The following is a 15,108-nucleotide window of genomic DNA, read 5'->3' as shown; positions in this document are numbered from 1 at the left end:
GAATGGCATTGAATGGAAGTAGGTTTATGAAACACACACAAATGCCAATCCATGTTATCGGTTTGGGCGTTAATCAAGTAGCGCATTTGGATGATGCGGCGCAAGCTGTCTTAGCGAGCTTGTCGGTGAATGATGTTGTTTTAGGTTCCCCACGTCAGCATGAAACCATTTCACACTATTCTCATCTGGCTCGTCGTGAAGATCTGCCCAAACTCAGCATGTTGAAAGACGCGTTTGCCGCTTGGCAATCTGAAGGCGTAGAACAAGTGGTCGTATTGGCCTCTGGCGATCCTTTGTATTACGGTATAGGCGCTTGGTTAATGCGCACTTTTTCTCTTGAGTCTTTGCGCTTTTACCCGAATGTTTCGAGCATTCAAATGGCGTGTCATCGTCTCGGTTTATCCTTGCAAGACGTGCAAGTGGTGAGCTTACACGGTCGTCCATTGGTGTCTTTGCGTCGTCATTTGCAGTCGAATAAAACCTTAGTATTGCTGACCGATCAATACAGCCAGCCGAAACATATCGCCGAAGAGTGCATAAAAGCAGGGCTGGATCAAAGCGAGATTACCGTGTGTGAAGCCTTGGGTTATGCGCAAGAACAAGTCCGTACTTTTGTTGCAGAATCTTTGATGGAAACCGCGTTAGAATGTGATCCGCTCAATGTGATTGTTTTAAAAACCAGCCAGCAAGCCTCACTTTATCCTAGCGCGGTTGGTATTCCCGATGCGTCTTTTGTGACAGATAAGGGCGATGGCAAAGGCATGATTACCAAGCGGGAAGTGCGCTTGGCGATTTTGTCTTACATGAATATCGAGCAAGGCGATACGGTGTGGGACATTGGCGCGGGTTGTGGTGGCGTGAGTGTGGAAATGGCCTATTGGCATCCGCGCAGTCAGATCATTGCCATTGAACATCACCCAGACCGTTTGGCCTGTTTAACGGCTAACCAAGCGCGTTTTGGTGTGGTGCAGAACTTGTCTATTATCGCAGGGAGAGCACCGGATGCGCTGGTGGATTTACTTGCTGGCAATTTGCTTGCTGGTAACAACGCACAACACGGCAAACCCAATAAAGTATTTATTGGCGGCAGCGATGGCGAGTTGAGAGGCTCTGATGGCTCAAGTGTGGGAGTTGTTGCCTGTTGACGGCAGTTTAATGGTCAGCGCTGTCACCGAAGAAACTAAATACCAAGTTATGCAATTCGCCAAACAGCGTGACGACGCGCAAGATGCAGACGAACAAAGCTTGCAAGTGTCCGTTGCCAAAGGCGAACGATTGGCAGGACAGCGATTATTTCGTCCCAGTTTACCAGTCATGCTTTATCATTTTAGAAAAATGACGGCCACCACATCGGCCATCAATAGCAATCATAAGGAAAACGTACAATGAGTGCCTTGGAAGTATCGCAAAAAACAGGCCGATTCATTGGTGTGGGCGTCGGCCCCGGTGATCCAGAATTGATCACTTTAAAAGCCTTGCGCCTGATTCAGCGCGCTAGTGTGGTGAGTTATCTTGCTAACGACGAAGGCGGCTCTCAGGCGAAAACCATCGCCAGCGAAGCCTTTGCAGGCGTTACTCATGCGCAGAACGAAATTGCTATTGTGATGCCGATGTCGACGGATCGATCATTGGCAAACGAAGCGTACGATAATGGCGCAAAAGCCATTGCCAATGAATTATTACAAGGTAAAGACGTGGTTTTCTTGTGTGAAGGCGATCCGTTGTTTTTTGGCTCTTTTGCGTATTTACTAGAGCGTCTAGAAGGCGATTTCCAATGCCAAGTCGTGCCCGGTGTGTCATCTATCAACGCCGCATCGTCCGCCTTGAATCATCCGCTAACCGTGCTAAAAGAATCTTTTGCCGTCGTTAGTGGGCGCCATACTGCTGAGCAAATTGATATGGCCTTAGCACAGCACGACAGTGTGGTTATCATGAAAGCTGGGCGTGCGCGCCCGCGTATTCTCATGGCGCTGCGCAAAACCAACCGCATGCAAGATGCGAAATATCTGGAATACATTGGCCGTGAAAACGAACGTATTGTGCGCGATGTATCCACCTTAGAAGACAAGGCTGGGCCGTATTTTTCCTTGTTCGTGGTGACCAAAAGCGAGCGGGGCACAAGGTGATACGCTTTATTGCATTAACGCCCGCAGGCGAACGTCTAGCGAATGCGCTTTTGTCTAATCGTCAGCGCAATCATTGGCCCGATGCGGTCGTCAACTACAAGCCAAAACCCTTTGCTGAGTTTGTTCAAACAGCATTTAAAAACGGTGACTGGCTGGTATTTATTTGCGCCACAGGCATTGTTATGCGCACCCTCGCGCCCGTGCTGCAAGACAAGTATCAAGACCCGCCAGTGTTGGTATTGGACGAGGAAGGTAAGTTTGTCATTCCGTTGTTATCGGGTCATGAAGGTGGTGCGAACGAGTGGGGCGCGCAAGTGGCAAACTCCCTTGGCGCACAGCTGGTGATGACCACAGCGAAACCTTACTTGAATCCTATTTATACCTTGGGAATGGGCTGCGAACGCCATTGCCCTTTGGAATTTCTCGAAAGCCTCATGCTCGACTCTCTAGCGCAAAAAGGCTTAACGCCAAACCAAATCCACTCTTTAAACAGCATCGACATCAAAGCCGACGAGACCAACCTCATCGCCCTCGCAGCAAAATACCACTGGGACTTCAACACCTACAGCGCCCAACAACTCGCCCCCATGGAACCACTGCTCAGCACCAAATCTGACTATATTTTCAACACCGTCGGCGTCTATGGCGTCGCCGAATCCTCCGCGTTGTTAGCGGCTCAAATGGCAACGGGTACAGAGCCAGAGCTTATCTTAAATAAAATCAAAAACGCCAAAGCGACCTGCGCGGTGGCGAGAGGGTTTGATTCAAGGGGGAGAAAATCAAAATAGTATAAAAAACAACCATTTTGATTCCTTGAATCCCCCTTGAACTCTTGACCCTTTTAATACTTACCAGCGATATTTTGTACTGAGTACGATGGATCTTGATTGACCGTAGTAACAGTAATAATCACAAGCAGAAATATATTCTTTATCTATTGCGTTGTTGATGTTGAGCTGTGCACTCCATTTATCATTAATAGTGTAGGAGGCCATTATATCCAGTAAGGTAACACTAGGGACAGTGAGGTTGCTGTTTTCTGGGTTATCTTTTGATTCGCCAACATAACGTATACCGCTACCAAAAGACCACGCTGGCATGTTAAATGCGGCGCCCTTTACACTCAACCAAGCGGATGCCATGTGTCTTGGAATCATCCCTGCTTGTTTTTTCTGATTATCTGCTGTTTTGTTCGTTTGGGCATCGGTGTAGGTGTAAGTAAGACTGAGTTTGGTATTGCTTGTAATAGCCGCCGTACCTTCTAACTCAATGCCTTGAGAGGTCACTTTACCTGCTTGTGTTGTCACATTGTTTTGAGTGACTAGTGCATTTTTTTGTGTCAAGTCGAACAATGCTAGGTTTATATAGCCATCAATGCTCTCTGGGGTATATTTTACACCAAGTTCAACTTGCTTACCTTCTAGGGGTTTATAAAGTTGGTTGGTGGTAGTGTCTATTGTTGTGAGTACGTCGAATGACTCTGCATAACTTAAATAGGGTGATAAACCATTGTCCGCTATGAACATCACGCCCGCATTGGTTGAAAATTCTTTGTCGCTACGAGATTCTTCCTTATTGCTCGTTTTGTTGTGGTTTGTGGTCTTTATGTCATCGTATCGTCCGCCAATCAGACCTATCCACTGTTGGTCGAGTTTGATTTGATATTGAGAATAGAGACTGGCTTGGGATTTTTCGATATTACGGTCAATGTTGTTCGCTGAGTTGAGCGGATTGTAATTTCCATATACAGGGTTGTAAGGGTTGATACTCCCAAAGCTATAGTTATCTTGCTCAATACCATCTGTCTCATGACGCTGAAGGTCTAAACCAATTAAGAGGGTGTTTTCAATTCGGTCTGAAGACCATTCGGCAACGGCTTGGTTGTCAAATGTTAAGCTTTCGTTGGTGCCATCGCGAAAAACAATCCCTCGACCAATAGAGGTAGTATTTACATCCGCGTTTGGAAAAGCGTAGGAGCTACGAAGGTACAAATCGTTGTAACCGTAATTGAGCTTTTGAGACAGTGTCCAAGTCTCGTTTACATCGTGTTCAAGGAGATACCCTAAAGAAGCTTGCTTGCGTTTGTATTTATCGTAATCAGGTTCACCTAAGTTGGTAGATGGCGAAATTGCGCCATTTGAAGAGCGTATAATGGTTCCCGCTGCGGGGAAGAAAGGGTTGGTTGGTGTGCCGTCATCTTCTAAAAACGTCGCTAGAATTGTAAGGCGCGTTTGCTCTGAAAGCGCTAACGTTACGCTAGGTGCTAAGTAATGGCGCGTATTTTCAGTCCCATTCAGTTGGCCGTCATTTTCCTTAAAAGCCCCTACTATTCTGTATTTCACCTTATTACCAGATTGTAATGAATCAGAAATATCAAAGGTAACAGCATGATAGTTGTTATTACCTACCTCGAGTTGGAGTTCTTTCTGAGTTACGTCTGTTGGTTTTTTCTGTACGGCATTCACAAGGCCACCTGGAGGTGCTTCGCCATATAGAATAGAGGATGGGCCTTTTAGTACTTCTATTTTTTCTAGTCCGTATGGCTCTAACAGCCAAGTGTAGTAACCATCTCGGAAGAGCCGGCTGCCGTCCAAATACGTTGCGGCATCAAACCCTCTGACTTTAAACCAATCTGTATCATTATCAGCCCCGTATGGTTGTGATAAAACGCCTGATGTATAGCGTAAAGCTTCGTCCAATTTTTGAGGCGCGTGCGTTACTAGGTCTTCTTGATTAACCACAGACAATGATTTGGGGGGTTCTTGTGCGGGGCTATCGACTTTTAATACAGAAGTGCTGACTTCTATTGTGTCAAAAGTATAACCGCTATCTGAATTTTCTTCTGCAGAAAATGCGCCACTGCTTGTGACGATTAGGATGGAGGGTAGAAATGTATTTCTAATTTGTCTATTCAGTGATGTTCTTGAGGTGTGTGACATGGTGATGGTATTCCCAGTGATTCTTTTATCGTGCTTTAGAATGTTATATAAGATTAATGCTAGTAATGCTAATGGTTTTCATTATCTCATTATTTTGATGTAGTAGTTTGTATTTTTATGCTGATATTAAATATCTTTATGCGCTTCAAAGAGGGTTTGTGCGTGGGGAGGTTTGAAAATAGAGTAGGTATTGCTGGCAAAACAGCGGAGAGGAACCGGAAATAAAAACAGATAAAAATCAATGAGTCTTACAGCTTGCTTCCCTTAAATGACATGCCTAACTTGATTATTGAAAGGGTGTGTACTTTCTTTAAAGTGTTGATTTCTTAGTGTCTGGTGCTTGTATAACATCTTGTTTTCGATGATGGTTTAATTTGATGGTTGTCCTACTGTTGGAAGAACTGTTTTCGTTTTTCGGTGTCGAATAATAATAACAATATGAGTCTGTTGATGAATCAGGACTCTGCAAAGAGAGGGCTTTCATGTCAAACGATCATATTTATGACAGCGCACCTTGGACTCCGTTTTATAGTATGGCGACCAGCGCTGACCATGTCACGGATCAACCCCAAGAAAAGCATTTTTCCAGTATCCCTGCGATGGTTGTGGCAGCGGCACAAAATTATAAAGAGCAGAAAGCGTTTACTACCTGTATGCCCAATGGCATGAATGGCCATCTTACTTACTCACAAGTCGATGAAATGTCAGATGCCTTTGCTGTTTACCTGCGTGAAACGCTGGGTCTAAAAGCGGGCGATCGGGTGGCGGTACAAATGCCAAACTGTTTGGCTTTGCCTGCTGCTGCCTTTGGTATTCTCAAGGCGGGTTGCGTGTTGGTCAATGTGAACCCTCTGTACACACGACGAGAAATGACACATCAGTTTAATGATTCTGGCGCAACCGCTCTGGTTATTATTGATATGTTTGCTGATAAGTTAGAAGATATCTTGGCGAACACCGGAGTTAAACATGTTGTCTTAACTTCTATCTCCCAATGGTTTTCGCCACTTATTCGTGGTGTTTTAAACCTGGTGCTGAAGTATTGGAATAAGGCCATTCCAAGGCATAATCTTAATGCGCAATGGTTGGACGCTGCCATTGAGGCAGGTCGCAAAACTCAGAAAGAACAAAACCTTGATGTTTCTGCTTATTGGCAAGGTCTGCAACGGGAAGAAACGGCCTTGTTGCAATACACTGGCGGCACGACAGGCGTGAGCAAAGGTGCTGTGTTAACGCACGGGAATTTACTGAGTAATCTTGAACAGGTTAACTCGGTGGCAGGCAGTCACATTGAGGCGGGTAAAGAGTGTATTTTAACCGCTTTGCCTATGTATCATATTTTCGCTTTTACGGTGAATTTATTGGCCTTTTATCACAAAGGCGCTCACAACATATTAGTTCCTAGTCCTCGTCCTATTCAAAACTGCCAACGAGCATTTGATAATTACCCCATTACTTGGATATCAGGTGTTAATACACTGTTTAACGCCTTGTTAAACGAAGAATGGTTCACGGTTTATCCTCCTAAAACGATGAAGGTCGCTTTGGCTGGTGGGGCGGCATTGCATAAATCTGTCGCAGCACGTTGGCGCTCTGTAGTGGGGACACCCATCGCAGAAGGGTATGGATTAACCGAAAGCTCTCCTGTTATTTGTTTTAATCCGATTGGTCATGAACGAGAGAACAGTATTGGTATTCCTGCGCCTTTAACTGAGGTGCGTATAGTCGATAACAACGGCGCCACGGTAGGTTTGGGAGACGCTGGGGAAATTATTGCCCGTGGTCCTCAGATCATGAAGGGCTATTGGAATCGTCCAGAGGAAACGGCACAGGTCTTAAAAGACGGTTGGTTATATACGGGGGATATCGGCACCATGTCCGAAGACGGTCATTTTCATATCGTGGATCGTAAAAAGGACATGATTTTAGTGAGCGGTTTTAATGTGTATCCCAATGAAGTCGAGGACGCGATAGCACGATTATCTCAGGTGCAAGAATCCGCCGTCATTGGTGTACCTGATGACCTAACGGGTGAAGCGGTTCATGCTTATGTGGTGTTGAGGGAATCGGGTCTGAGTGCTCAAGATATTATCAAGCACTGCAAAACAGAATTAGCGGCGTATAAAGTGCCCAAAAAAATTGTTTTCAGGGAGGATTTGCCAAAAACACCGGTTGGTAAAGTATTGCGTAAAGACGTTCGTGCCTTGGCTGTTAAAAGTGAAAAAGCAGCTTAACAATAATGATAAAAATCTGGTATCGGAGATAGGGCGATATGTTAAGTCCATTTGAAGAAAGTTTATTATCCATCATGATGGTGATCATTATGTTTGGTATGGGGGCGTCGCTAACGTTTAAAGACTTCAAGTTATCCATGCGTCATCCACAAGCGATTGGTATCGGTTTTTTATCGCAATATTTGCTTATGCCCTTTATCGCGTTTGCCCTTGCTTGGCTCCTCAATTTGTCGACGGAGCAGACGGTAGGATTGGTGCTGATGGGATGCATGCCAGGTGGCACTACATCGAATATTTTTGCGTACTTTTCCAAGAGTTTACTGAGTTTGAGTATCATGATGACGATTTGCTCAACACTGGCAGGATTCATTTTAGTGCCTATATGGATGGCGCTCTACACGCAGGGTATCGATGATGCCTTTAGGATTCCGCCGGATCAAATCGCGCGGCTGTTATTTTTACTACTTATTCCCACTTTATTAGGTATGTGGTTAAGGCGGAAAAATGCGAACGTTGGCGCGATTATTGAGCTTATGGGCGGCTTACTCGGGGCGGTAGTGATACTCTTTCTAGTGGTGACTTGGGCGCCACGTAATTGGCGATTACTGATGGAAACCAGTTGGCAAGTTTACGCCGCTGTGATTTTACTTGGCTTGGTTGGCTTTTTATTTGGTTATCTATTTTCGAGAGTGATGAAGTTGAGTACACAAAAAGCACGCACCGTTTCTTTGGAAACAGGCATTCAAAATGGACCTTTAGCCGCCCTTATTGTCATCATGACGTTTGCAGGTGAAACACAGCAGCTCATTTTGTTGATACCGGTAATGTATTCGCTTTTTATTGTATTGAATTCTACTTGGGTAACGGTTCTTTATCGCAAAATTACTTATCGTGAAGAGCAGGCAAGAGATCAAGCGAAAGTAGAACCTTCTTAATATTTTATAGATAAAGAGACAGTGTCAATCGACACTGTCTCTTTATCTTGATTGCTGCAATTTTTCCATTGTCTACCTATTCTTGTAGACAATTCACTGATCCGCAGGCTTGGTCACAGGCGGTGTGCACTTGTTCGAATCGTTGGTAGTCATTGCAAGAATATGCGGTGGCAAAGTCTATCATCGCGGTACGGCACTGTTGGGTTTTGTAGCGTAAGGGGATGTCGTTGCTTACGCCTGAGGGGCAGCTTACACGGTAACTTTCTGTTTGAAAACTGGCAGATGTGATGGAAGGTACTGTGTTATTTTGTGTGGCGGTATTTGCTTGAGCCTGTTGGCGTTGTTGCGCTTGTTGAATACCGCCAGCACGTCCATCCGTCATTATATCGGCAATGCCACCGCCGACAATGTCCACCACGGAACTTGAGTCAACGCCAGTATTGCTGGCGGCTGCCCCCACTGCGGTGAGTCCCGTTATGGCGATTACCTTACCAAAGACATTGCCTGAATCTGTTTGTTCTTGCTGTTTTGCTTGGGCGGTTTGTTGTTCTTGTTGACGGCGACGTTGATCGTCTAAAGCAACAATTTGCTGTTGGGTTCGTTCCATTAACCCCGTCACTTGTGCTGGAGTTTGCGCCGTGCTGGTTAGTGCTTGAGGGTTTGCGCCTTTAGTAATCAGAAAGTTGACCAGTTCTGGATTTCCGTATGTGTGATTTAAGTGCATGTGATAGGTATGTAAGGGCGTCCAGCCTGCGATGGGCTGATCATTCTGTATACTATAGCTGAAGGTGGCTGTGGTATTAACATTCGCACCAGCATCGATGAGTACCTTCGCCATTTCTATGGCACGTTGTCGGCTGCTGTCATCTGGTGTGTAGGTTGGCAAAAAGTAAAGAGGCGTAGCGTCCAGTAAATAGCTGTAAAATGGTGGTCCTCCGGCTAGATTGTAATAGCGGCGATTCGCCGGTGTGCTAAAACGGCTGTTAGGATCGGTCCCTTGTGCCAATAGCCATTGCATCATTTGTGGCTTTCCTTGACTGGCAAGTGAAATGATGAGGGGAGGAATGTCTGTATTCAAGTCGGCCTGCAAATTTCCACCCATAGCCAATAAATGCTCTGCCAGTTGAGGGCTTTCACCGTAGATGGTGGCGATTTTTAAAGCGATGTTCAGTGTCGTTGGGTTGTAGTCTGCGCCAGCGCCAGCGCTTACCAAGCGTTCAAACGATGTCATGTTGCGTACCAACATGGCAGGGGTGATTTGGGCACGATTATCAATCGTCGATCCTATCGGTGGCAATGGCATTAAAGCGTAGGCGGCAGACAAGGGTGACGGTTTGGTGAAGTCGCTTTGTGGGTAGCTAATAAACAGACGATTAGGTATCGGTTGGTTGGGTTGAAACCCCTTTGCTAATGCGGCATTCAGTAACGCAGGACGTTGATCCCAGAGACCAATGATACCACCTAAAGTGATTTGCTCTGAGTTGCTTGTTGTATTAATGATCTTTACGGCTTGAGTGTCTGTGGCATCTTTAAAGGGCTCACCCAGTTGATAGATGGCGACGTATTGGCGAGTTTGGGCATCTAGCCCTGACATGGCACAGCCAGACAGGAATAGCATGACAAATAGCAGTATGGCCGAACTATTTATAAGACGATAGACCATATCGAGCCCCTCAGTTTTTGATATAAAAATCATAAACCAGAGGGGCTGAAAATACCACTTATCGGCTTGGCTTAATCGAAAGGGTGTTGGCTTCCAACAGGCCTTTTTGATTCGTAGTGTTATTTAGCTGCGTTGGCTTTACGAGCTTGGTGTAGTTTTTTATAGCTTTCGATTAGGCGTAGGTGCGGTTCAATACCTTCGAGTTGCATGCTGGTTTTGCTCAAACCGTAAAAACGTACCTCGCCTGTGACGGAACCCACGACGTTTTCCATTACTTCTTTGCCGAACATACGGGTAAAGTTATGCATAAAGTCGTCCAGTTCTAGGTCTTCATCTAGGGTGACTTCCAATACACAATTCATCGCTTGATAGAAGAGACCGCGTTTTGCAGTGTTGTCGTTAAACTGTAGAAATTCGCTAACCAACTCGAGAGCTTCTTCGTGTTCACCAAGCGCCAAATAGATGAGGATTTTCAGCTCCATGATGGTCAGCTGCCCCCAGACGGTATTGTCATCGAATACGATGCCAATCAGAGTGGCAATGTCTGTGTAGTTGTCCAGTTGGCTTTCTTCAAGACGATTTACTAATTTAGCGAGCTGTTTATCACTGAGTATATGCAGGTTTAAAATGTCTTCGCGATAATCCAGCGCTTTGTTGGTGTTGTCCCACACTAGGTCTTCTACTGGGTAGACTTCGGAATAATCGGGCACCAGAATCCGACACGCTGAGGCGCCTAAATCACTAAGTTCGGCCACATACACTTCTTTGCCTAGGTCCTCTAAGATGCCAAATAGGGCGTCAGCCTCTTCTTGGCTGGAGCCAGAAAAATCCCATTCACAGAAGTCGTAGTCGTGTTTGCTGCTAAAGAAGCGCCAAGAAATGACGCCTGTTGAGTCAATAAAGTGCTCGACAAAGTTTTCTGGCTCGGTCACGGCCAGACTGTTAAATGTCGGCTTGGGTATGTCGTTTAAGCCTTCAAAGCTGCGTCCTTGTAATAATTCCGTGAGGCAGCGTTCTAGGGCCACTTCCAAGCTTGGATGGGCACCAAATGAGGCAAACACGCCGCCCGTTTTTGGGTTCATCAGGGTGACATTCATCACAGGGAATTGGCCACCAAGCGAAGCGTCTTTTACCACAATAGGAAAGCCTTGTTCTTCCAATTCTTTGATGCCCGCAAGGATGCTCGGGTATTTTTCTAACACAGCCATGGGGACATCTGGCAAGACAATTTCGTCTTCAATTATTTGGCGTTTTACCGCACGCTCTAGAATTTCCGACAAGCATTGAACTTGCGCTTCTTGCTGGTTGTTGCCCGCGCTCATACCGTTACTGAGGAAGAGGTTTTCGATCAGGTTGGATGGGAAATAAACCGTTTCACCATCGGATTTACGTGTATATGGAATGGTGCAAATTCCGCGTTTTTTATTGCCAGAATTTGTGTCGATTAAGTGCGAGCCGCGAAGCTCATCGTCTGGGTTATAAATAGCCAAGCAGTAGTCATCTAAGATGCCTTCTGGTAAGGAGTCGTCTTTGGTGAGGGCAAACCATTTTTCATTTGGATAATGCACGAATTCGCTGTTAGCGACGTCGGTGCCAAAGAATTGATCATTATAGAAAAAATTGTTGTTCAAACGCTCAATGAACTCACCCAGAGCGGAACACAGCGCACTTTCTTTGGAGGCGCCTTTGCCATTGGTAAAGCACATAGGCGATGCGGCGTCACGAATATGCAAAGACCAAACATTCGGCACTATGTTGCGCCAAGAGGAAATTTCAATCTTCATGCCGAGGTCGGCGAGCATGGCGGTCATATTGGCAATGGTTTGTTCAAGCGGTAAGTCTTTACCAAGAATCACCGTGCTTGCCGTAGCGTCGAAGTTGCCCATCAACATAGCGTTAGCGTCTGCGTCTAGGTTGTCAACGGTTTCAATTTTAAACTCAGGCCCAGTCTGTACCACTTTTTTTACGGTACAACGATCAATAGAGCGCAAAATGCCTTCGCGATCTTTATCAGAAATGTCGTCTGGTAACTCGACTTGAATTTGGAAAATCTGGTTGTAGCGATCTTCTGGATCCACAATGTTATTTTGTGACAAACGGATATTATCCGTTGAGATGTCACGTGCTTTGCAGTAGACCTTGACAAAATACGCTGCACACAATGCGGAAGACGCTAAAAAATAATCAAATGGACTTGGCGCAGAGCCATCGCCTTTGTAGCGAATCGGCTGGTCGGTGATCACAGTAAAATCGTCAAACTTGGCTTCAAGTCGTAGATTGTCGAGAAAATTAACTTTGATTTCCATTGAATTGGGTGTCCGTTGAATAGGAGATGTGTGTGCAGCTGGCTGACCAGATGTTATTGAAGAATTATCGGTGATAAGTAAGGTAGAGTAAAATTAAATCGTGCAAAACTACATTGATTTAGCTTCTGACACCGGCAATTTGTTATGTCTTTAGAGTAGTGATTTCGTGATCTATCACTGGTTGAGCTAGAGCTTCTAATAGACTAAATGTGTTATATAAAAAAGCCTTATCGATGCGTGATCGATAAGGCTTTTTTACGGTAACCAATATGTAGGATACATTAACGACAGTGCTAGATGTCACATAGCAGCTTTAAAAATAGCCATCACGTCATCATGGCTTGGTTGGATTGGGTTAGTAAATCCACAAGCGTCTTTCATGGCGTTGCTGGCTAAGGTGGCGAAGTCTGCTTCTTTTGCCCCCAACTCTTGTAAGCCAGCTGGGATATTCACGCTTTGAGACAGCTTGACGATCGCCGCAATGGCTGCATCGGCACCGTCTTTATCACTCAATCCTTGCACATCGACGCCCAATGCTTTGCCGACATCTTTTAGGCGCGGCGCGGCCACTTGACTGTTATAGCGCTGCACATGAGGTAATAACACAGCATTACAAACGCCGTGTGGTAAGTCGTAGAAGCCACCCAATTGATGTGCCATAGCATGCACATAACCCAGTGATGCGTTATTAAATGCCATGCCAGCTAAAAATTGAGCATAAGCCATTTGTGTGCGAGCTTGCATATTACTGCCGTTATGAACGGCTTCGTGTAAGTTATCACGGATCAGTTCAATGGCTTTAATAGCACAAGCGTCGGTGATTGGATCGGCCGCTGTTGATACATAAGCTTCGATGGCGTGAGTAAGTGCGTCCATGCCCGTTGCGGCGGTGAGAGCGGCCGGCATACCGGCCATTAATCGTGGATCGTTTACCGACAAAATGGGCGTTACGTTGCGATCAACAATAGCCATTTTGATGTGACGCTCTTGGTCGGTAATAATACAGAAACGTGTCATTTCAGACGCTGTGCCTGCGGTAGTGTTAATGCTGATCAAGGGGAGTTGAGGTTTTTTAGAAACGTCCACTCCTTCATAGTCGCTAATGTGACCGCCGTTCGTGGCAACCAACGCAATACCTTTAGCGCAATCGTGAGCCGAACCACCTCCGAGAGAAATCACACAATCACATTGGTGAGTTTGCAGTGCCGCTAAACCAGCGTTAACGTTTTCTACCGTTGGGTTAGGTTGTACGCCATCGTACACTAAGCTTTCGATTCCATGGTCTTGTAGCAAGGCTTTGACTTCTGCGGTCACACCTAGCTGGGTCATACCCGGATCCGTCACGATCAGCGCCTGTTTAAAACCAAGACTTTCGATTTGTTCAACCGCGTCATTCAGCGCCTTTTCTCCCATGATGTTTACGGCAGGAATGTAAAATGTGCTGCTCATGGTGTTCCCCTTTTTTAAGTGTATCGGAAGTATGTTCAAACTGTCTACGACACTATTGTGGAGCTGAATGCTATGAATTGATTTGATCTAGAACACGTTATTGGCTAATTGAGCTAAATTTGTAGCCAGAGAGATTTTTTAGCTTATATTTTATGAGCACCAATGAGGTGCGATGTTATGCTAAAAAAATCAATTTCCACTGGATTTTGGGTTAAACCCTTATGTCTTGAGCTTTTCGATATATTGCTATTTTGGTGCAATAAAATGTCTATTTATTCCATTTTTGTGCAATAAAATTTAATTTTAAACCGTATTTAAATTATATTGCGTCACCTTCAAAAGTCTGTAATATGCATATTTCTGACCAATTGGTCATAATATATTCACATTAATCACACAGTATTGAATGGGGCGAAACAAATGCGTAAAACACTTTTAGGCTTGTCTACCATGGTGCTCGCTAGTACCGGTTTTGCGGCAGATTATTCTGATGATATTCATAAGAACGATTATTCTTGGCGTCAATTTAACTTGATGTATGCCTTTGATGAGCTACCTGGTGAATCAAGTCATGACTATCTAGAAATAGAGTTTGGCGGCCGTTCTGGTATTGTTGATCTTTATGGTTATCTAGATATATTCAACGTGACGTCAAGCGACAGCAGTGATAAAGCAGATGACGATAAGATGTTTCTTAAGTTGGCGCCGCGCTTTTCTTTGGATGGTATGACAGGAAAGGATTTATCTTTCGGTGCCGTACAAGAACTTTATGTCTCAACGTTGTTTAGTTTAGACGGTGGACAAGATGGAACCAACAATTCTTTTATTGGTTTGGGGGCAGATGTGAACGTGCCTTGGTTAGGCAAAGTAGGCATGAACATTTACTCTTTGTATGATAAAAGTTTTGGTAACCGCAATGGTTGGAATGGCTATCAGTTTTCAGCAAATTGGTTTAAGCCTATTGTAAACTTTGATAATGGTTCATTTTTAGCTTACCAAGGTTATGTAGATTATCAGTTTGGTATGGACAGCGATTACGTAACAGCGACTGATGGTGGTGCAACTTTCCAAGGTTTGTACTGGCACTCTAAGCAATACGCATTGGGTTATGGCTTAAAAATTTACAAAGATGTTTACGGTATTGAAGACAGTTCTGGATTCAAATCTTCTGGTGTATCACATTACATCTCAGCGACGTATAAATTCTAATACCGCATTAGTGGTAATAAAGGGATAACGCATAAAAACCAATTATCGATTTTAAATATCGATGGTTGGTTTTTTTGTCTATTTTTTAATCTTTTTTATGTCGCGTTTTAGTGATGAAATGATTGTGTTTCATACGCTAAATTCCGTGAAATGGCAGATAAAAAGCGTTTAAAATCTTTTAATTTGCCGTCAAGTGTCTTTTTTTGTCACAAATTCGTCACTTATGATTTCTATACTTCGCTGCATC

Annotated in this window: 11 protein-coding genes; 7 read left to right on the top strand and 4 right to left on the bottom strand. The window is 44.7% G+C overall.

What is annotated here, in order from left to right; genetic code table 11:
- Positions 1-26 precede the first annotated feature (26 nt).
- The 4 genes from cbiE to AC0L6V_RS11040 are packed head-to-tail and all read left to right on the top strand — an operon-like array spanning position 27 to position 2,914.
- Positions 27-1,145, top strand: coding sequence for a precorrin-6y C5,15-methyltransferase (decarboxylating) subunit CbiE (gene cbiE / locus AC0L6V_RS11055; protein WP_418139022.1), 1,119 nt, complete (start codon positions 27-29; stop codon positions 1,143-1,145).
- Entirely contained in the window at positions 1,114-1,389 is a 276-nt protein-coding gene (locus tag AC0L6V_RS11050; protein ID WP_418139021.1) for a hypothetical protein, read from the top strand. The genes cbiE and AC0L6V_RS11050 overlap by 32 nt, the downstream gene beginning before the upstream one ends.
- Entirely contained in the window at positions 1,386-2,126 is a 741-nt protein-coding gene (gene cobI / locus AC0L6V_RS11045) for a precorrin-2 C(20)-methyltransferase (protein ID WP_265218674.1), read from the top strand. The genes AC0L6V_RS11050 and cobI overlap by 4 nt, the downstream gene beginning before the upstream one ends.
- Positions 2,123-2,914 carry a cobalamin biosynthesis protein gene (locus AC0L6V_RS11040; protein WP_418139020.1) on the top strand — a complete coding sequence of 264 codons (792 nt, stop codon included), beginning with the start codon at positions 2,123-2,125 and terminating at the stop codon, positions 2,912-2,914. Before cobI ends, AC0L6V_RS11040 begins: the two co-directional genes overlap by 4 nt.
- Before the next feature lie 60 nt (positions 2,915-2,974).
- Here AC0L6V_RS11040 and AC0L6V_RS11035 read toward each other — a convergent pair whose 3' ends face one another.
- A complete protein-coding gene (locus tag AC0L6V_RS11035; RefSeq protein WP_321160303.1) occupies positions 2,975-5,065 on the bottom strand; it encodes a TonB-dependent siderophore receptor in 2,091 nt (696 codons plus the stop codon).
- 482 nt (positions 5,066-5,547) lie between these two features.
- Between AC0L6V_RS11035 and AC0L6V_RS11030 the strand changes: the two genes are divergently transcribed.
- Entirely contained in the window at positions 5,548-7,299 is a 1,752-nt protein-coding gene (locus tag AC0L6V_RS11030) for an AMP-binding protein (protein WP_265218676.1), read from the top strand.
- Positions 7,300-7,337: 38 nt separating this feature from the next.
- Positions 7,338-8,234, top strand: a complete 897-nt coding sequence (locus tag AC0L6V_RS11025) for a bile acid:sodium symporter family protein (protein WP_265218677.1) — start codon at positions 7,338-7,340, stop codon at positions 8,232-8,234.
- 76 nt (positions 8,235-8,310) lie between these two features.
- Here AC0L6V_RS11025 and AC0L6V_RS11020 read toward each other — a convergent pair whose 3' ends face one another.
- The 3 genes from AC0L6V_RS11020 to yiaY all read right to left on the bottom strand — a co-directional run bounded on the left by AC0L6V_RS11020 (position 8,311) and on the right by yiaY (position 13,652).
- Positions 8,311-9,897, bottom strand: coding sequence for an ankyrin repeat domain-containing protein (locus AC0L6V_RS11020; protein ID WP_409419804.1), 1,587 nt, complete (start codon positions 9,895-9,897; stop codon positions 8,311-8,313).
- A gap of 119 nt (positions 9,898-10,016) precedes the next feature.
- Entirely contained in the window at positions 10,017-12,203 is a 2,187-nt protein-coding gene (locus AC0L6V_RS11015; protein WP_265218681.1) for an OsmC domain/YcaO domain-containing protein, read from the bottom strand.
- 300 nt (positions 12,204-12,503) lie between these two features.
- The gene (gene yiaY / locus AC0L6V_RS11010) at positions 12,504-13,652 is read right to left on the bottom strand and encodes an L-threonine dehydrogenase (protein WP_265218683.1); all 1,149 of its coding nucleotides are present in this window, start codon (positions 13,650-13,652) and stop codon (positions 12,504-12,506) included.
- Between the two features lie 420 nt (positions 13,653-14,072).
- On the opposite strand from yiaY, the gene AC0L6V_RS11005 reads away from it, so the two are divergent.
- The gene (locus AC0L6V_RS11005) at positions 14,073-14,861 is read left to right on the top strand and encodes a nucleoside-specific channel-forming Tsx family protein (protein ID WP_265218684.1); all 789 of its coding nucleotides are present in this window, start codon (positions 14,073-14,075) and stop codon (positions 14,859-14,861) included.
- Positions 14,862-15,108 lie beyond the last annotated feature (247 nt).

Source organism: Marinomonas sp. G8-14, assembly GCF_055808935.1.
The sequence above is the reverse complement of the archived record's forward strand: the minus strand, read 5'-3'. Positions and strand labels throughout refer to the sequence as shown.